The organism is Pseudomonas sp. S5F11 (assembly GCF_019641515.1).
GTDB lineage: Bacteria > Pseudomonadota > Gammaproteobacteria > Pseudomonadales > Pseudomonadaceae > Aquipseudomonas > Aquipseudomonas rhodesiae.
The window spans coordinates 803,719-821,828 of the sequence record NZ_JAIFJZ010000001.1 but is presented as its reverse complement, the minus strand read 5'-3'; the positions used below and the strand labels follow the sequence as shown (position 1 = coordinate 821,828).

Sequence of the window (18,110 nt, the reverse complement as noted above, 5' to 3'; positions counted from 1 at the left end):
ACGATCATGACTCACGCCATTCATAAATTGCTGATTGCCAATCGTGGCGAGATCGCCGTGCGGATTATCCGCGCTGCCAAGGAACTGGGCATTCCTACCGTTGCTGCGTGCAGCGAGGCGGACGTCGACTCCCAGGCTGCGCGTATGGCCGATGAGGTGCATATTCTCGGCCCGGCCCGTGCCGACAAAAGTTACCTGAATGTCGAGGCATTGCTCGGCGCCTTGAAAGCCACGGGCGCCAACGCGGTGCATCCCGGTTACGGCTTTCTGTCGGAGAACGCCGACTTCGCCGAAGCAGTGGTGGCTGCCGGCGCCATTTTTGTCGGCCCGAGCGCGGAGACGATCCGGCGCATGGGCGATAAAGCCGAGGCGCGGCGCACGGCGCAAGCCGCCGGTGTGCCGGTGGTGCCGGGTTCGCCGGATGAACTGTTCGACGTTGAATCGGCGCTCAAGGCTGCCGAATCCGTTGGCTTCCCGCTGTTGATCAAAGCTTCGGCCGGTGGCGGCGGGCGCGGTATTCGGCTGGCGGAAAACGCCGAGCAGCTGAGCGAAGAATTCCCCCGTTCCCAGCGCGAAGCCCAAGCGGCGTTTGGCAATGGCGCGGTGTACCTGGAGCGGTTTATCAGCCGGGCCCGGCATATTGAAGTGCAAGTGCTGGGCGACGGTCAGCACGCCGTGCATTTGTTTGAGCGCGAGTGTTCGCTGCAACGGCGCCGGCAGAAAATCTTCGAAGAAGCGCCATCGCCAGTCCTCTGCCAGCAGCAACGGGAAACGCTGTGCGCCAGCGCGGTACGCCTGACTGAATCCCTGGGTTACAAGGGCGCCGGCACCCTGGAATACCTGTATGACGATACTACCGGTGAGTTTTTCTTTATCGAGATGAACACGCGGATTCAGGTGGAGCACCCGGTCAGCGAACTGATCACGGGCATCGACCTGGTCCAGGCCATGTTGCGCATCGCTGGCGGCGAGCCGCTGGGCTTCAAGCAAAGCGACATTCGACTCAACGGCGCCGCCTTGCAAATGCGCCTGAATGCTGAAGACCCTGCGCGGGATTTTTTCCCCAGCCCCGGCCTGGTCGAATCGCTGATCTGGCCACAAGGGGAGGGTATTCGTGTCGATACCCATCTCTACCCAGGTTACCGCGTGCCGCCATACTACGACTCGCTACTGGCCAAGTTGATTGTTCATGGTCACGATCGTACCGAGGCTTTGTCTCGCGCACGTGGTGCCGTGGCGCACACCACGCTCACCGGTATGGCCAACACCTTGGCGTTGCACGGTGAATTGCTGGAGCAACCGTGGCTGCACAGCGCCGACTTTCACACCGGCACCCTGGAAACCTGGCTGGCCGAGCGCCGCGGCGGAGGTGAAGCATGAGTACGCCCATCCGCTACAGTTTTGGCGCCGATGAGCATTTGTTTGCCGAAGTCAGCGACAGCATGTCCCTGGACGCGTTTTTCAAAGGACTGGCCGTCACCCGCGCCGTGGAACGGCTGGCGCTGGATGGCGTGCTCGATATCTGCCTGGCCAACGCGTCGTTCCAGATTCGTTTCGACCCGGATCGCATCGCCCCGCACACCTTGCTTGAAGCGGTAAAAACCGCCGAGGCCGGAGCCGTCGCCGAGCGCACCTTACAGACGCGAATTATCGAAATTCCGGTGCTCTACAACGATCCCTGGACTCACGAAACCCTGATGCGTTTTCGCGACCGCCACCAAGACCCGAGCGCCACGGACCTGGAATACGCCGCACGCATCAACGGTTTGGCCGACGTCGATGCGTTCATCGCGGCCCACAGTGGCGCGCCGTGGTTTGTCTCGATGGTTGGCTTCGTTGCGGGGTTGCCGTTCATGTTCCAGATGGTTGAGCGCGAGCGTCAGTTGCAGGTGCCCAAGTACCTGCGTCCACGCACCGACACGCCAAAATTGACCTTGGGCCATGGCGGTTGCTTTGGTTGCATTTACTCGGTGCGCGGCGCCGGCGGTTATCAGATGTTTGGCGTGACCCCCGCGCCGATCTACGACCCGCAACAGAACCTCGCGTACCTGAAAGATCACATGGTGTTTTTCCGTCCAGGCGACATCGTGCAGTTCAAACCGATGGACCGTGAGGCTTACGACCACGCGGTAGCCGAAGTGGACGCCGGTTGCTTTGATCTGCGGATTCGGCCGGTGGAGTTTTCGCTGGACGCGTTCCTCGCCGATCCCATTGGCTATCCCAAGTCGTTGCAGGAGGTGTTGGCATGATTAAGGTCCTCAAACCCGGCCTCGCCACTTCGGTACAAGACCTGGGCCGCGAAGGCTATTACCACTTGGGCATTCCGCCGTCCGGCGCGCTCGATCAATATGCCTTGAGCACGGCCAATCAATTGGTCGGCAACCCGGCAGGTTTGGCGGCGTTGGAATGCACGCTGCTCGGGCCTGAGTTGGAGTTTCAGCAGGATGCATTGGTGGCGGTCAGCGGCGCGCACATGACGCCTCGGGTCGATGGCGTGGAAATGCACCACGACACCGCGTTCACCGTGAAGGCCGGGCAAGTGTTGCGCTTTGATTTTCCCAAGGCTGGTGCCCGCGCTTATGTGGCGGTGGCCGGCGGCATTGATGTGCCGGTGGTGCTCAACAGTCGTTCCACCTATGCGCTCGGCGCGCTCGGCGGTTTTCAGGGGCGACGCCTGATTGCAGGCGACGAGTTGCCGGTGGGCATCGCCAGTGGCAAGAGCCGCGCCGGGGCCAGTTTGCCCATGACGTTACGGCAATCATTGGGTGGCGAAATCACCCTGCGAGTGGTGCCCGGTTTGTACTACCACCGCTTGACCGAATCGGCGGCGAAAAGCTTTTTCGCCGAGCCGTGGACGGTCGGTTCGGAAGCCGATCGCATCGGCTATCGCTTCAAGGGCGGCAGCGCGCTGAGCTTTCAGCCCCGAGAGCAGCCGTTTGGCGCCGGTTCCGATCCGTCGAATATCGTCGACAGTTGCTACCCGATCGGCTCGATCCAGGTGCCCGCCGGGCTCGAACCCATCGTGCTGCACCGAGATGCGGTGTCCGGTGGCGGCTACGCGATGATTGGCACGGTGATCAGCGCCGACCTCGATTTGATCGGCCAGATGCAACCCAACCAGAAGGCCCGCTTTGTTGCGGTAACCCTCGAAGAGGCGCTGGAAGCGCGACGTACCTATAAGAAAAAACTCAGCTGCCTGAGCAAGCTGTTCCCTTCCTGATTCTGCCCGCCGTCTAGCGCGGGCCATGCCAAACGGTACGCCAACGCCGCACTTCGGTGCGGTGACGGCTGCCCGCGCTTCAACCATTGACTGGTTTTGGAGTTCACGCATATGGCTGCTTTATCGCAATCGAGTCAAACCGGGCAAGACCCGGCGCATTATCCTGTTCCCACCGAAGCGCGCATGGGGCGACTGTCTCTGACCATGGCGTGGTGGGCGGTGTGCAGTGCGATGTTTTACATCGTAGTGGGGGCTTCATTGGCATTGTCGTTCGGTGCGCGCAATGCGCTGATCGGCATGCTCCTGTCGGTGATCAGTTATGGATTGGTCAACAGCGTTCTCAGCCGCTTTGCGATTCGCAGCGGTTTGTCGGTGGCGTTGTTCTCACGACTGTTGTTCGGCAGCACCGGGGCATGCCTGGCGACGCTGATTTTCTTCTCGACCGCGATCTATTACGCGGTGTTCGAGGGTTCGGTGATCGCCGTCGCGCTCAATCACCTGTACCCGGAACTGGTCTATCCGCTGGCGGCATTGGCGGTGGTGCTCTACAGCGTGCCGATGATCCTGGGCAGCGTGCAGCACTGGCTGGACAAGCTCAACGGTGTGTTGTTGCCGGTGTATCTCGGTGGTTTGCTGGTGGCCGTGGGATTATCGATCAGCCGGTATGGCTACCAGCCGCAATGGCTGGATTTCGGCCCGGCAACGCCTAGCGCATTCGGCTGGTGGGATTGTTTTGTCGCCTACATGGGCGTCTGGGTATTGATGCTGTTCACCTTCGACTATGCGCGTTTCGGCAAGCCTGAAGACGCCGAGTACCACGGTCGCTGGAACTTCGGCATGCCGTTCTACGCAGTGACGTTTCTGCTCAACGGCGCGGCGGGCATTTACCTGGTCAGCAGCATTCCCCACGAAGGGGCCCTGAACGAAGTCTCGGTGGTGATGGCGATTTTGCAGTTGATGGGCCTGTGGGGATTGCTGTTTGTCTGGGCCACGCAAACCCGGATCAACACCGCCAACTATTACTTGGCGACCCTGAACATGCAGGCGTTTTTTGCACGGTTTGGTCTGCGTGGTTCGTACCTGGTATGGGCATTGGTGGTCGGGGTGATCGTATATGGCCTGATGCTCGCCGATGTGTTCGCGTATCTACTCAAAGCCTTGGCTTACCAGGGCGTGTTCGTGGTGGCCTGGGTGGGCGTAGCGTTGGCTCAGATTGTCTGCGGACGTAGCGACATGGCAGCGCTGGAACGGGTGCCCGCGTTTAATGTGGCGGGCCTAATGGCCTGGTTCGGGGCCACAGGTTTGGGGTTTATGTTGATGCTCAGCGGCGGCGGTCTTAGCCGCTTTTCCGCGCCTTCTACCGTCATCGCTGCGTTTGTCTTGCACGTTGTATGCTCCAGGCGATCTGCGTCGCGGGTACGTTTGGCAGAGTAGCGTTGCAGTCATGCTGCTCTTTCGCTGATGGGCGCTAAGGCTAGGCGGCAGGGCGTTCCATCAGGCGATGTCACTCTGCCGGTTCGACTCGAGATCACGCCTGACCTGTCTCTTGTCGTAACACTGAGAGACAGGCCAGTCGGTGATTCAGGGCAGGGGGCGTGCGCTTGGCGCGTTGTGTTCAGCCATCACCGCGCGCGCGACGTCGACAATAGCGCGGCCACAGGCGTGCATTTGCTCTTCGTTGATGGAGGGCATCACCGTCAAGCGCAGCTGATCGCAACCCTTGGGGACTGCCGGATAGACAATGCCAAGGACGTAGACGCCACGCAGGTAAAGCTGTTTTTGAATAGCGAAAAGCGCCTGTTCATTACCCACCAACAGCCGCTGAATGGCACCGGGAACGACCACGGGGTCGGCGTCGAAGCCGTACTGCGATAACTCACTCAAATACTGCCGAAGGATGTCGATATTCCGCCGTTGCTGTCGGTACATCCGGGTGAAGGTATTTTCGACAGTGCGTGCGTTGGGCTCTGTCGTGCTCGTTTCGCCTGGGGCAGATGCCGCGTTTATCTGCTGCAGGACCTCGGCTGCGGCAGCAGCGATGGACGCTGGCACACCTGAGGAGAACACCCGGTTGGTGGTGTACTCGAAGCTGGCAGCCTGCGCCAGGGCTTCGCTGCAAACGATATAGCCCCCTTGCGCACCGACCGCTTTGGCGAGAGTTCCGGTGATCACATCGATGCAGGCCGGGTCCATGCCCCAGTAGTCCGCAGTGCCGCGCCCGCCAGGTCCCAGCGCACCCAAAGCATGCGCTTCATCCACCAGCAGCAGGCAGTCAAAGGCACTCGTCAGTTTGACCAGATGCGGCAGATTGCAGACGTGACCACTCATGCTGAAAATGCCGTCGGTGACCACGAGACGGCGGTGGCTGCGATACGGGTCGCTGGCGTCGGCGGCCTGCAGCTTTTTTTCCAGATCCTGCATATCCCCGTGCCTGAACCGCACCACCGTGGCTTTTGACAGGCTGCACCCCTGAATCAGGGTCATATGGCTTTCGGAGTCGGCAAATATCGTGTCGCCTTGGCCGACCAGCATGGGGATGGCGGTGATGTTGGCCATGCTCGCACTGATGGTGAGGAAGGCCGCACCCTCACCCGAGGGCCGATACAGCGCCTGTAGCTCATGCTTGACGTGTTCATGGTGCAGCGTTTCGCCCGACAGAGGGGCTGAGTCATAGGAACCCACGCCGTGAGAGTCCAGCGCCAGATGGGCCGCCGCGATGGTTTCAGGCCAGAACGAAGCGCTCAAGTAAGCACAGCCGCACAGTACAAAAACACCGTCCTCTGCGGTCATGGCTTCGTCGGGCGGGCGGCGATTGTGCTCTGGGAGAGGGAAAAAAGCAGAAGGCAGGTGTTTGATTTTTGCACCTTGCGGGCCGACCGAGTCGACACGCAAGCGCGAGAGATCTGCTCCCGCTTCCGCAGATTGAGCGTAGCTATCAGCCATACCGCGGGAGCTGCGGGCGAAAAAATTATTGGCGGGCGGGGTGTTGGATTTTTGATCTGGGACGGCAGTCATTGACACTCCATGTCGCTCGGTTTGAGCGCGTCGATCGGTTGGACGCCTGATCGAGTACAGGCGCACAACACTGCAATCTAGTCGAGATCCAGAAGACCGCGAAAATGTTGTACGAAGTTCAACCCTTTATCTGACTGGGCTGGCTGTGCGTGACGTGGTCCGGGGCTGGTGCGCCCGATCTGTTGCACAACGACGAATAACGTCAGGCAGGATTCGCTGCTGCGGACATGCCATGACCATCAAGAAAAGCAGGTTCGAATGGTGTGGGTTTGAACAGCGCGCCGCTTTTGACTAACGGCGGTGATTTATAAGACATGTCTTGTAGAGCGCCTGCTTAGTTGTAGTTATGGTGATCTCGCACTCAACGTGTCGGTATCAATATTGAGCCTTTACAGGCGTCAACTCATAGCGAAGATCGACGACCGTCTGCGAGCCTTATGATTGACATGGCGTGATCTACCCATGCGTGTCCTTTTCCGTGAGCCGAGCAAAGCCAATGGATGGTGCATGACAACGCTTGCAAAGTGATAAAGACATTTATCGGTGTCACAACTTCCCTGGCTCTAAGGGGTGCGAGTAGCAGATCAACTTTATTTGAGACGTTCGCAATGACACACACAATTTTTCCTGTGAAGACTGAATACAGTGTTGTGTTGGTTAATTACAAGTCTCTGGAATTGACTCGACGGTGCCTTGACCTGTTGCAGGCCGGTTTGCAGAACACGGCGGTGCCGATTGTTGTGGTGGATAACAACTCTGCCGATGACAGCGTTGAGTTTCTCCGTAGGCGTGAAGGGATCACTCTGATCGAGCGCAATACCGCGAGCCCGGAAGCCGGCAATATTGCCCATGGGCGGGCGCTGGATTGTGCACTGGCGCAGCTTAAAACCGAGTATGTGTTCCTGCTGCACACCGACACCTTTATTTATGATGCCAGCGTCTTCGAGATGATGCTTGACTGTTGCCACGGCTTACCCAAGGTGGCCGCTGTCGGTTGCCTGGAACAGTTGGATAGAGGTGTGTCGCGAACGGCTTGGCGACTGTTATCGCGGTTTTTCAAGCACTACACGCGTCGCAGCCTGCGTGCGCTGGGGTTGAATGCCAGGCAACCCAAGCCTTTCAAAGAGACACATTTGAAAAGCTTTTGCACCTTATGGAACGTACAGCTAATGAAGAAACATAACCTGTGCTTTCAGATGGACGACCGTAATCCGGGATATGAACTGCAAGATCGCATGAGTGCCCTTGGTTATCCGATACGTACCCTTTCGCCGCGTAAACTTTTTCGCTACCTGGATCATATCCAGAGCGGCACGGTTGCGGCCATGGGAGGCTACGCCGATGATCACAGGCGGGCCCGGATGTACGGCCGGATGACTTCCTGAACTGCTGTGTCGACAGCCTCGCAGGCGAACGAGCCCGGTATCCTGTAATAGCTGCTAACCATGTAGCAGCATTTGGTTTGAGCGTTTCAGACTGCAGATTTTTGGGAACCCCAGACCTGGGGGACAGGTTCCCAAGCGATCAATCCCAACTGTTCATCCGAAGCCTAAACCTCACGCCTGCGGAAGGCGTGGGCAGCATTGCTGCATCCATTTGAAACGGGCCATGGCCTCAGTCGGTGCATGCCCATTGCCGTGCGATATTTAAGCTGACACAGCATTGTCTGCTCGACGCATAGTGTGTTGTTCATTGGCAAAAAACTCGATCTGGCCACGGCACCGCATCGTTACGCGCCCATCAGTGCCTGCTGGGCAGCGGAAGTCATCATCTGCATAACGCCGAACACATCGGTATCGGCGTCTTAACCCAGTCGAAAACGCCTTATCGCTGCGCGGAAACCAATACCATCATCGGCCTTTCCATTTCTTCGGCCAGCGCCGGGTTGGCGTCGACCTGTTCGGCGCTGGGGCCCCATTCGTTGACATGGCGAAGGGTAAAGCCGGCCGCCATCAACGCGTTCAACGTGGTGCCCAAGGTGCGGTGGTATTTGACTACACCATCGGCCAGCCAATGGCTGACGCGTTGACCTTCACGTTGATAGTGGTTGACCGCCCACGAACGCTGGCCCTGATCATCGGTGAGCCAGCCTTGGCGCACCGGGCAGGTGTAGATGGGATGCTCGGTAGTGAAAACCAACCAACCGCCGGGTGGCAACGTCTGATAGATGGCGGCAAGCAGCGGGGTGAGGTCGGGTAAGTAATGCAGTGCCAGTTGGCTGTACACCAGGTCATATGCCTGGCGCGGCAGGTGTAGCTGTTCGAGATCGCCGCGCTGGTACCGAATGCCGTCGTCATCCGTCAGCTCCCGAGCTCGGGCCAGCATTTTCTCGGACAGGTCGACGCCGGTGACATCGGCGGCACCAGCCTCACGTGCCTGGCGACAGAACCAGCCATACCCACAGCCGAGGTCGATGACTCGTTTACCGTCAAGTGCCGGCAGCATCGCCTGTATGGCCGCCCATTCAGGCGCCGCCGCTAACCCGAACTGTGAGCGCGGCAGCTGCGCGTAACCGTCGAAAAACGCCTGTTGGTCATAGATGTTCTGAGCCATGTGGAACTCCAAAAAGGTGACGGATAGCGATCAGGAATTTGCGACTGGCCGCACTAGGCGAAATCAAAGGACCGTCCAAGAGGGTTGAGCCTTCGCCATTTAGCGTGACCACGAAGTATGTCTTTCTTTCACAGGACTTACCCTATCGGAGCTTGCAAGGTGTCTAAATAATCCGGGCGATTCAACTCGCTTTTCTGCAGTCTCAATGTCAGAGGCAAGTTCTACAGCTTGTCATGCCCAAAAAAGTAGTCCATGATTTTGTCCATAGAAGGCGTTACTGAACTTAAAAACTCAACGTTTTCAAAGGGCTAGACGTTTAATAAGAAACTCGTTTCCCGCTCCACTATCTGATTTTTATTCTCATCGTCAATCTGTCGTCACTCGCGCGGCGTTCTGTCTTAACAGGTCCAAATAGTCAGCCCATTGTTGAGCCGCTTCCCGGCGCTGCGCTAGCAGTTGCGCGCGTGCATACACAGCCCCCAGTGCACCTGGCATCCGGTGGGACAGCGACAATTCAAGCACGATGGGATCAATTCCCAGGTGCTCGTGGGCAATAGTCCTGTAGGTGGCACGAAAGCCGTGGGCAGTGATGCCGTACTCCGGCCAGATATGCTGAAACGACTTGAGCATTGACGTCGGGTTGATCGGGCGGCCTGGATAGACCGGCGAGACGAACACCCAACCTTGACCTTTGTCGTCCACCACGCGCGTTTGTCTGAGCTTACGCAACAGGATGAGTGCTTGTTCAGGTAAGGGCACGATGTGTTTGCTTTTGTCCAGATGTCTGGTCTTGCTCACTACGTAGCGCCAATCGGCGCCGACCAGGTCGACATCTTCCCAGCGCATCCGCACGAGTTCGCCAGGGCGCACTGGCAACATGACCAACAGGCGCATCGCGTTGGCAACACTGCCGTCATCGCACTCATCCAGGCGTAAAAGGAACCTGCCCAGATCGGCTGGCCTTTCAATCGCCGGATTGCTGGTAACGACGTGGCGAATCCTCAACTCCTCGACATTGCTGAGCGCCACGTTGCGCTCCACCCAGCCGCGGCCTTCAGCGAAGCCGAGGATGGAACGGATGATTGTGCGTACACGGCGGGCCATAGCCATGAGACGTTGCTGGCGCAGTGCCGTGATGATGGCGGTGACGTGTTCAAGCTTGATCTCGCTGACCGGTTTACTGCCGACTGCAGGGAGAATGTGGTTTCTCAATGCTCCGCGAAAACCCGCGATGGATTTGCTCACCAGCTGGGCAGACTTGAAAGTCATCCACTGCTCAGCTACGTAGGCGAAGGTGCGCTGTTCACTGAGCCGCTGTGCCTCGATCTTGGCGGTTTTAGCCTTGAGCGGCGCGATGCCGTTCGCCACGTCGCGGCGTGCGCTGCGGGCAATCTCTCGCGCCTCCTTCAGGCCGATATCCGGGTACGAACCAATCGAAAACCGGTTTTCCTTGCCATGCAGGCGATATTTCAAGCGCCAGAACTTGGAAGGAGGGTTTCCGATTTTGCGTGACGCGCTCACCTCCAAGTAAAGACCGGGGACTTCGCCATCGGCATGTTTGCCAGGGGTAGTCAGTGCGCGTACGAAAGCGTCGGTCAGTTTACGCTTGAACAGAGCGCCTTCTCGGGCGTGCATAACTGGGGGCATCATTTTTTAAAAAATGAAAATATGCCCCCAATTATGCCCCCAAAAGCCTCAGAACGCCTTGGAATTGGACGGACGTCCATGGATTGAAGATGCTGTAACCTGATGTGTTATAAACCTTTATAGAACATAGTAGAACTCTGTTACAAACTCTCGGGGTCGCCGAAGAACATCTGAATACGCGACCGCAACCAGCGCTCCCCCGGATCGTTATCCTGTGAACCGCGCCACGCCATGTGCAGTTCAAAACTGCGCACCGGCAGCGGCGGGTCTTCTGCGCGCAAGCCGCCGGCCGAGGTCAATGCTTCGGCCGCGTAGTCCGGCACGGTGGCGAGGATGTCGGTGCCGGCCAGCAAGGTGCCCAGGCCGTTGAATTGCGGCACGGCGAGTACGACGTGGCGCTTGCGCCCGAGTTTTTCCAGCTCTTCATCGATAAAACCGCTCAGGTCGCCAGCGAACGACACCAGGGCATGGGGGCGGGCGCAGAAGTCGTCCAGGCTCAAGGAACCGGGCACGCTGTCGGCACGCAGGAGTTTGGGTAGGCTGCGGCGCAACACTTTGCGCTTGGCGTTGGCCGGCAGGTCGGCGGTGTAGCTGACGCCGATGGAGATTTCGCCGGAGGCCAGCAGGCTCGGCATCAGGATGTAATTGACGCGGCGCACCACCAGCACGATGCCGGGGGCTTCGGCGCGCAGGCGCTTGAGTAACTGGGGTAGCAGGGCGAATTCAACGTCGTCGGACAGGCCGATGCGAAATACCGCATTGCTGGTCGCCGGGTCGAATTCGGCGGCGCGGCTAACCGCAGTGGAGATCGAGTCCAGGGCCGGCGAGAGCAGGGCAAAGATTTCTACTGCGCGGGCCGAAGGTTCCATGCTGCGGCCGGTGCGTACGAACAACGGGTCGTCGAACAAACCGCGCAGGCGCGACAACGCGGCGCTGATGGCCGGCTGGCCGAGGAACAATTTCTCGGCGGCGCGGGTCACACTGCGCTCGTGCATCAAGGTTTCGAATACGATCAAGAGGTTCAGGTCGACACGACGCAGGTCGTTACGGTTCATCTTGTGTCCTGGAAGAGTCAGCAAACTTGACGAGAGCAGTCACAGGGAGCCCTTGGGTTCCCTCTTGAAGCATGACCGGCATGAATCTTACGGGGAAAGACTGGTACTCTGCACCGGCTAATTGAGTTTTCCTACGATACTTAGGGTCTATTCATCAGACGCGGAATCAATGACAGGCATGTCGACTATTAATGGTGACCGATGGTCTTGCCAGGAAAGCCCAGATAAAGTTCATGGCATTAGAGGTTAATTTGGCGAGGTTTGCGATGTCCCGCACGATCCGTTTTCACAAGTTTGGTCCGGCTGAGGTGCTCAAATGCGAAGAGCATGCAGCCGCGCTGCCCGCACCGGGCGAAGTGCAGGTGCGTGTCGAAGCGATTGGCATCAGTTGGTATGACATTTTGTGGCGTCAGAACCTGGCGTCTTCCCATGCACGTCTTCCCTCTGGCCTGGGCCATGAGATGGCAGGGGTGGTCGTCGCTTTGGGCGATGGCGTGGAGGATTTGGCCGTGGGCGATAAAGTGGCCAGTTTTCCGGCCGAAAGCCCCAATGACTATCCGGTGTATGGCGAGCAGATCGTCCTGCCTCGTTCGGCCCTGACGCGCTACCCGGACGTCTTGACCCCCATCGAAGCGAGCGTGCATTACACGCCGCTGTTGATTGCCTATTTTGCTTACGTGGATCTGGCACGGGTCAAACCCGGGCAGTTTGCGTTAGTCACGGATGCTAGCCACTGTGCCGGTCCGTCCTTTGTGCAACTGGGCAAGGCGCTGGGTGTGCGAGTGATCGCTGCGACCAAGGACAGCGCCGAGCGTGAGTACCTACTGTCCCTCGGGGCCGAGAAGGTGATCGCCACCGAGGAGCAGGACCTGCTTATGCAGATCAACAAGTTCACCGACAATCGCGGCGTCGACGTGGTGTTCGATGGTTTAGGTGGCCCCCAGATGTCGTTGCTAGGCGATGTGCTGGCGCCGCGCGGCAGTCTGGTTCTGTACGGGCTGCAAGGCGGCAACCAGACGCCGTTCCCTGCGTGTGCGGCATTCCAGAAAAACATCCAGTTCTTTGTGCACTGCATCGGCAATTTCACCGGCAAGCCGGAACTGGGCATTGTCCAGGATCAGGTCGCTTTGCAACGGGCCTTGCGTGACATCAACCAGCTGACCGCCGACCGCGTGCTGGTGCCGCTGAAAACCACGGTGTTTCCGTTCAATCAGTTCGTGGAAGCGCACCGCTACATGGACGAATGCCCGTGCCGGGAACGTGTAGCGTTGCAGGTTGAAGCTGTTTAGCGCGTAGGAAGATTCGTAATCAGCTGGTTCGACCCAATGGCGCATGGGGCAAATGCGCCATTTGACAGGGCTTAAGCCTCGCCCCCCATGAAGTGCCGATCACGCCCTTCAGCCCCTGAATCCTGCTCTGGTCCCCTGACGCCGCACTGAAACCCAGTGCGGCGTCGTCGTGTATGCCCCTTCGGCACGTCCTCGGCTGTTGATCTGCACTGGTTTTCGACCAACTTCTGTATCTATTAATCATTAATCCAGCACTGATAATTGCGACTTCACATTCATCTCAAGGATTGAGCAATGATTGAATTCATGATGCGGCTACCGATGGTCACCCGAACTATGGGTGCGTCAATCAACTGGACTTTTGGTGTAAGACGCTTTGAGGGAAAGTCACAGCGCCAGGACCTGGAAAGTTGTTTGAGTGTATTTGTCGGATGCTTCTTTAAATAATTGGTTAGAAGTGTGTAGGACATTGTCAGAGGCTTCCTAGGGGTGGTCGATAGAAGCGTTTTACCTATCTATATCATTGGCTTGCGTGTGTTTCATTGGCCGTATTGTGCAGTGGGTAATCCCAGCCATCCCGTGACTCGGTGCTAGTGCTATTTATTGGCGCACGGTGCGAAGCGCGAATTTCCTACACGCGCAATGGATCAAGCAGACACTCTTAGCAGTAGCTTGAAACTGATATTTCAACTCAGGTAGTACAACTATGAGCACTATTCACGAACAGGCTATGAATCATGTTTATCAGCAAGTTCTGCAACGTTTGATCGGGCACTTTACTCGTTCGGGCAGGACGGCACTCCAGTTGTTGGTCCAACGTATTGTGGTGGCCGCAGGAGGCATGGAGCAGGTCGGGGATTACAAAGTGCTGGTGGCTCACGGCGCAGGCGAGGTCAGCAGTTACACCCTGGCGCTGTTGCGCGCCGCGCAGTTGACCATCGCCGGCCGCGCACCCCGGACTTTCGATTTGCGCGTGGCGACGCTGCGTCATGCCGGTATGACCGAGGGGCAGCTCGAAACGCTCAATCAGGGTTACAGCCGCCTGTTTCTCCATGATGATCCGCGTGTCGAATTGCTCATGGTGGAAAACCAAGAGGTGCATCCCTTCAATCACCTGCGCCCCGCATCTGCGCTCGGGCGTGCGAACAGCCAGCGCAATATGTTGATGGTGGGCCATCTGAGCTCCGGTGATTGTCGCGCGACATTGTGCAATGAAACCTACCTGGCCCTCGGCGATTTCTACCAGCGCGTCACGACTTGGAACGGCGGCGTTCACGCGTTGGTCAGCGGTGACTCCCCACGCAAGCAAAGCCAGTTTCTCGCCTGGCTGAAAAGAACCGCCGAAGGCGCTGGCGTCCCCCCCGCCAAGGGGCGGGCGCGGTCGCTCACCGAATTGTTCGCACGCATGGACGAGTGGAGCACCGGTTACTACCGCGATGTTTATGGCGAACACTACGTGGCCCATGAGAACCCTAGCCCTTCGGGACACCGCCATCTGGCTTACATCGGCATTGACGATCTGCTCAAGGACGTCGACCTGCAATCCGCGACGCTGTTGTCCGATTTCATGGCCTATACGCCCGACCCGCTGGGTTTTCACTTCAGCCATCCAAGCTATTCCAACCCGTTGCTGATGGCCCACCTGCGCGGCCTGCAGGCCGAATGTCTGCGCGATCTCGATTATGAAGATGGCGTCGACGGCTTCATCCAACAGTCGGCCCAGTACATGCGACGCCTGCACATGCCTGAGGAGCTGTTCGCCGAGGCCAGTTCCCGTGAAGGTCGTTTATTGGCCAGTACCTTCGCTCAGCAATTCTTCGGCCTGGATGAAACTCAATTGATCTGTCTGTTGTTTTCACCGTTCATTCATCACGGTCAGCGGCTGGAAGGTTATTTGCGCCAATGTCATCCCGGCATGCTGGTAGCACTGCCTGAACTGCACAAAGCGTTGCAGGGCAAACCATCGGCCGAAATGCTGCAACAATGGTTCACCGACACCAGCGGTTTACCCCTGCCATTGTTGCAACATCTGTATCGCAAACGCCCCTTGACCTGCGCCAATGGTCAGCTGCGCAGTGCCCGTGCCGTGTCTCATGGCGCGACACCGGCCTTTCAATTGTCCGGGCGATGACCCTTCGCGGCGAGCGCCAGGCGGATTTCGCGTATCAGGCGGTGTATCGCTACATGATCAACCTGATCAACGAAGTCAGCACGGACACCCGAGTCAAGTTACCGTCGCTGCGCCAGTTGGCCGCTCGCCTGAACGTGTCGATCTCAACGATCCAATACGCTTACTCGTTGCTGGAGAAGGAGGGGCGAGTGTATTCGGTAGCCAAGTCCGGTTATTACGCGTGGCCGATGTCGGCCAATCCGACAGCCTGGCTGGGTGGAGACTTGCTCGACCGGCTCTATGCCGCTGCCCGGCGCCCTGGAATGCTAGTGCTCAGCGGCGATGAGCCTGCGCTAGAGGCTTCGTTGAATGCCACTTTGCTGCGCCTGGAGCGCGAACTGGTGCGCCAGTATCCCGGCCAGCTGCAACCCTGGTCCCAACCGTGCGGGGTGTGGGAGCTGCGGGCGGCGCTGGCCGCGCGTTATACCTCGTCACCCACACGGTGCTGGCATGCCGACGACGTATACATCGGTGCCGACTTGCGTGGCGTGCTGGATATTCTGATCGAAGTGCTGGGGCTCAAAGGCACCACGGTGATCGTCGAGTCGCCCTGTGATTGGCTGATTCTGCGGCTGCTGCAGGACGCCGGTGTGCGCGTTATCGAGCTGCCCTGGACCGCGCAAGCGCGCTTGGACAGCGAAAACCTGGAGCGACTGTTGCGTGATGAGCCGGTGCACCTGGTATTACTCTCGTCGGCGGTCAGCCTGCCTTCAGGCGTGGCGATGTCGGCCGAGGATCGCCTGGCCGTGGCGCGACGCTTGGACCACTACGGATGCTGGCTGCTGGAAAACGACAGTCTCGGCGAGTTGAGCCTGGAGGTGCCGCATACGCCATTGCGCGACCTGGTCAACCCGGAACGGCTGATCGTGTTTTCGTCGTTCGAGAAAATCCTTGGATCGGAAGCGCCCTACGGCTACTTATTGAGTCGACGCATGAGCCGAGAGTTGCAGCGCCAGTTCCTGTTGCGATCTTTCCGTTTATCGTCGATCCGGCAGCGCGCCATCGCCCGTCTATATCAGAGCACTCGCATCGACCAGCACCTGTGTGCTTTGCGTCAGCAATTGCGCGAGCAAGCCGCGCACATGGGGCAGCGCCTGACGCTGCACCTGGGGGAACAAGTGACGTACCGCGTGCCTGCGGCCGGGGCCACGTTTTGGCTGGGTTCGACCCGCGCGGTGGACATGCGCAAGGTATTCCAATATCTGTTGGCGCGGCAGGTGGTGATCGCCCCGGGGGAGCTGTTCAGTGTCAGCGGGTTGCATCATCAAAATCTGCGCCTGAACCATACCTTTCACGGACAGCCGAGCCTGGAGAGTGCGCTGGCGGCATTGAGTGACGCATTGCGCCAGGCGCAAACGGGTTGAAAATTCTGTTGAGTGTGTAGGATCGATACCGTCGCGCGGTAGTCCAACTCTCAGTAAACTGGCATTTTTTCCGAATTCTTCCTTTCCGAGGTTTATGCATGACTATCAGTCCTTTTGCGGGCAAACCGGCGCCGGCCCAATTGCTGGTGGATATCCCGCGACTGGTCACGGCTTACTACACCGGCCAGCCTGATGCAGCGATCTCCACCCAGCGCGTGGCGTTTGGGACCTCCGGGCACCGTGGCAATTCGTTCGAGCTGAGCTTCAACGAATGGCATGTTCTGGCCATCAGCCAGGCCATCTGCCTGTACCGCGAAGCCCAGGGCATCAACGGCCCGCTGTTCGTCGGCCTGGACACCCACGCGTTGTCCACGCCCGCGGGTGCCAGCGCGCTGGAAGTCCTGGCCGCCAACGGCGTTCACGTCATGCTGGCCGAAGGCGACGAATACACACCGACCCCGGCCATTTCCCACGCGATCATTTGCTATAACCGCGGGCGGACCAGCGGCTTGGCTGACGGCATTGTGATCACGCCGTCCCATAACCCGCCGCAAAGTGGCGGCTACAAGTACAACCCGCCTAACGGTGGTCCGGCGGACACCCACGTCACCAAGTGGATCGAAGCCAAGGCCAATGAGCTATTGGCCAACCGGCTCGCTGGGGTCAAACGTATCACCCACGCCCAGGCGCTCAAAGCCGACACCACCCATCGCCATGACTACCTCAATAGCTACGTGGCCGACCTGATCAACGTGATCGATATGGACGCCATCCGCAGCGCCGACCTGCGCCTGGGCGTCGATCCGTTGGGCGGAGCAGGGGTGCGCTATTGGTCGGCGATTGCCGAGCACTACCGTCTGAACCTGGAGGTGGTGAACACCGAAGTCGACGCCACCTTCCGCTTCATGAGCGTCGACTGGGATGGCCAGATCCGCATGGACCCGTCCTCCAGCTACGCCATGCAAGGCTTGATCGGCCTCAAGGAGCGTTTCGACGTGGCCTTCGCGTGCGATCCGGACCACGATCGCCACGGCATCGTCACCCCGTCCGGCGGCCTCTTGGCGCCGAACAACTACCTGGCCGTGTCCATCGATTACCTGTTCCAGAACCGTCCTGACTGGCGCGCCGATGCGGCCGTCGGCAAGACCGTGGTTAGCAGTGGCCTGATCGATCGCGTGGCCGCGCGCATCGGCCGGCGTTTGTACGAAGTGCCGGTGGGCTTCAAGTGGTTTGCCGACGGCCTGTTCGAAGGCTCCCTGGGCTTCGGCGGTGAAGAAAGCGCCGGTGCATCGTTCCTGCGCAAAGACGGCACGGTGTGGAGCACCGACAAAGACGGCTTGATCCCGGCGTTGCTGGCGGCGGAAATGACCTCGCGCAAAGGCCAGGACCCCAGCCAGCTGTACCGTGGCCTGACCGATGCCCTGGGCGAACCGTTTGCCATTCGTGTCGACGCCAAGGCCACCCCAGCGCAAAAAGCCCTGCTGGGCAAACTGTCGCCGGAACAGGTGACCTCCACCGAACTGGCCGGCGAGCGCATCCAGCAGATCCTCAGCCATGCGCCGGGCAACAACCAGGCCATTGGCGGCCTGAAAGTGATGACCGAAAACGGCTGGTTCGCCGCACGCCCATCGGGCACCGAGGACATCTACAAGATCTATGCCGAGAGCTTTGTGGGTGAAGAACACCTCAAGCGCTTGGTGCAAGAGGCGCAGGTGTTGGTAGACGGCGCCATCGCCGAATAACACTGAAACGCTTTGTAGGAGGGGGCTTGCCCCCGATGGCGGTATTTCAGTCCAC

General features: G+C 58.9%; 13 protein-coding genes. 9 read left to right on the top strand and 4 right to left on the bottom strand.

Features of this window, described 5'->3' with window-relative positions; all coding sequences use genetic code 11:
* The first annotated feature begins 6 nt into the window (after positions 1 to 6).
* From K1567_RS03550 to K1567_RS03535, 4 genes are all read left to right on the top strand, one after another.
* The gene (locus tag K1567_RS03550) at positions 7 to 1,380 is read left to right on the top strand and encodes an acetyl-CoA carboxylase biotin carboxylase subunit (RefSeq protein WP_047882402.1); all 1,374 of its coding nucleotides are present in this window, start codon (positions 7 to 9) and stop codon (positions 1,378 to 1,380) included.
* Positions 1,377 to 2,249, top strand: coding sequence for an allophanate hydrolase subunit 1 (locus K1567_RS03545; protein WP_220698144.1), 873 nt, complete (start codon positions 1,377 to 1,379; stop codon positions 2,247 to 2,249). Before K1567_RS03550 ends, K1567_RS03545 begins: the two co-directional genes overlap by 4 nt.
* Positions 2,246 to 3,220, top strand: coding sequence for a biotin-dependent carboxyltransferase family protein (locus K1567_RS03540; RefSeq protein ID WP_220698143.1), 975 nt, complete (start codon positions 2,246 to 2,248; stop codon positions 3,218 to 3,220). Before K1567_RS03545 ends, K1567_RS03540 begins: the two co-directional genes overlap by 4 nt.
* 111 nt (positions 3,221 to 3,331) lie before the next feature.
* Positions 3,332 to 4,654, top strand: a complete 1,323-nt coding sequence (locus K1567_RS03535) for a cytosine permease (RefSeq protein ID WP_220698142.1) — start codon at positions 3,332 to 3,334, stop codon at positions 4,652 to 4,654.
* A 147-nt stretch (positions 4,655 to 4,801) separates the two neighbouring features.
* Here the strand turns inward: K1567_RS03535 and K1567_RS03530 are convergent, their stop codons facing one another.
* Positions 4,802 to 6,235, bottom strand: a complete 1,434-nt coding sequence (locus K1567_RS03530; protein WP_169867837.1) for an aminotransferase class I/II-fold pyridoxal phosphate-dependent enzyme — start codon at positions 6,233 to 6,235, stop codon at positions 4,802 to 4,804.
* 608 nt (positions 6,236 to 6,843) lie between these two features.
* Here K1567_RS03530 and K1567_RS03525 point away from each other — a divergent pair.
* Entirely contained in the window at positions 6,844 to 7,620 is a 777-nt protein-coding gene (locus K1567_RS03525) for a glycosyltransferase (RefSeq protein WP_220698141.1), read from the top strand.
* Positions 7,621 to 8,059: 439 nt separating this feature from the next.
* Here the strand turns inward: K1567_RS03525 and K1567_RS03520 are convergent, their stop codons facing one another.
* The 3 genes from K1567_RS03520 to K1567_RS03510 all read right to left on the bottom strand — a co-directional run bounded on the left by K1567_RS03520 (position 8,060) and on the right by K1567_RS03510 (position 11,490).
* On the bottom strand, positions 8,060 to 8,788 hold the full coding sequence (locus K1567_RS03520; RefSeq protein WP_169867835.1) for a bifunctional 2-polyprenyl-6-hydroxyphenol methylase/3-demethylubiquinol 3-O-methyltransferase UbiG: 729 nt from the start codon (positions 8,786 to 8,788) through the stop codon (positions 8,060 to 8,062).
* 366 nt (positions 8,789 to 9,154) lie between these two features.
* Entirely contained in the window at positions 9,155 to 10,423 is a 1,269-nt protein-coding gene (locus K1567_RS03515) for a site-specific integrase (RefSeq protein WP_040268291.1), read from the bottom strand.
* 152 nt (positions 10,424 to 10,575) lie between these two features.
* The gene (locus tag K1567_RS03510; RefSeq protein ID WP_034113643.1) at positions 10,576 to 11,490 is read right to left on the bottom strand and encodes a LysR substrate-binding domain-containing protein; all 915 of its coding nucleotides are present in this window, start codon (positions 11,488 to 11,490) and stop codon (positions 10,576 to 10,578) included.
* A gap of 266 nt (positions 11,491 to 11,756) precedes the next feature.
* On the opposite strand from K1567_RS03510, the gene K1567_RS03505 reads away from it, so the two are divergent.
* From K1567_RS03505 to pgm, 4 genes are all read left to right on the top strand, one after another.
* On the top strand, positions 11,757 to 12,779 hold the full coding sequence (locus K1567_RS03505; protein WP_034097770.1) for a zinc-dependent alcohol dehydrogenase family protein: 1,023 nt from the start codon (positions 11,757 to 11,759) through the stop codon (positions 12,777 to 12,779).
* A gap of 706 nt (positions 12,780 to 13,485) precedes the next feature.
* The gene (locus tag K1567_RS03500) at positions 13,486 to 14,910 is read left to right on the top strand and encodes a hypothetical protein (protein WP_034097771.1); all 1,425 of its coding nucleotides are present in this window, start codon (positions 13,486 to 13,488) and stop codon (positions 14,908 to 14,910) included.
* A complete protein-coding gene (locus tag K1567_RS03495; RefSeq protein ID WP_034113644.1) occupies positions 14,907 to 16,313 on the top strand; it encodes a PLP-dependent aminotransferase family protein in 1,407 nt (468 codons plus the stop codon). Before K1567_RS03500 ends, K1567_RS03495 begins: the two co-directional genes overlap by 4 nt.
* A gap of 98 nt (positions 16,314 to 16,411) precedes the next feature.
* On the top strand, positions 16,412 to 18,055 hold the full coding sequence (gene pgm, locus K1567_RS03490) for a phosphoglucomutase (alpha-D-glucose-1,6-bisphosphate-dependent) (RefSeq protein ID WP_034113645.1): 1,644 nt from the start codon (positions 16,412 to 16,414) through the stop codon (positions 18,053 to 18,055).
* Positions 18,056 to 18,110: the final 55 nt, after the last annotated feature.

Excerpts from the sequence above, each read along its gene's own strand:
- K1567_RS03550 (WP_047882402.1), top strand. The coding sequence starts at position 7 with ATGACTCACGCCATTCATAAATTGCTGATTGCCAATCGTGGCGAGATC.
- K1567_RS03545 (WP_220698144.1), top strand. The coding sequence starts at position 1,377 with ATGAGTACGCCCATCCGCTACAGTTTTGGCGCCGATGAGCATTTGTTT.
- K1567_RS03540 (WP_220698143.1), top strand. The coding sequence starts at position 2,246 with ATGATTAAGGTCCTCAAACCCGGCCTCGCCACTTCGGTACAAGACCTG.
- K1567_RS03535 (WP_220698142.1), top strand. The coding sequence starts at position 3,332 with ATGGCTGCTTTATCGCAATCGAGTCAAACCGGGCAAGACCCGGCGCAT.
- K1567_RS03530 (WP_169867837.1), bottom strand. The coding sequence starts at position 6,235 with ATGACTGCCGTCCCAGATCAAAAATCCAACACCCCGCCCGCCAATAAT.
- K1567_RS03525 (WP_220698141.1), top strand. The coding sequence starts at position 6,844 with ATGACACACACAATTTTTCCTGTGAAGACTGAATACAGTGTTGTGTTG.
- K1567_RS03520 (WP_169867835.1), bottom strand. The coding sequence starts at position 8,788 with ATGGCTCAGAACATCTATGACCAACAGGCGTTTTTCGACGGTTACGCG.
- K1567_RS03515 (WP_040268291.1), bottom strand. The coding sequence starts at position 10,423 with ATGCACGCCCGAGAAGGCGCTCTGTTCAAGCGTAAACTGACCGACGCT.
- K1567_RS03510 (WP_034113643.1), bottom strand. The coding sequence starts at position 11,490 with ATGAACCGTAACGACCTGCGTCGTGTCGACCTGAACCTCTTGATCGTA.
- K1567_RS03505 (WP_034097770.1), top strand. The coding sequence starts at position 11,757 with ATGTCCCGCACGATCCGTTTTCACAAGTTTGGTCCGGCTGAGGTGCTC.
- K1567_RS03500 (WP_034097771.1), top strand. The coding sequence starts at position 13,486 with ATGAGCACTATTCACGAACAGGCTATGAATCATGTTTATCAGCAAGTT.
- K1567_RS03495 (WP_034113644.1), top strand. The coding sequence starts at position 14,907 with ATGACCCTTCGCGGCGAGCGCCAGGCGGATTTCGCGTATCAGGCGGTG.
- pgm (WP_034113645.1), top strand. The coding sequence starts at position 16,412 with ATGACTATCAGTCCTTTTGCGGGCAAACCGGCGCCGGCCCAATTGCTG.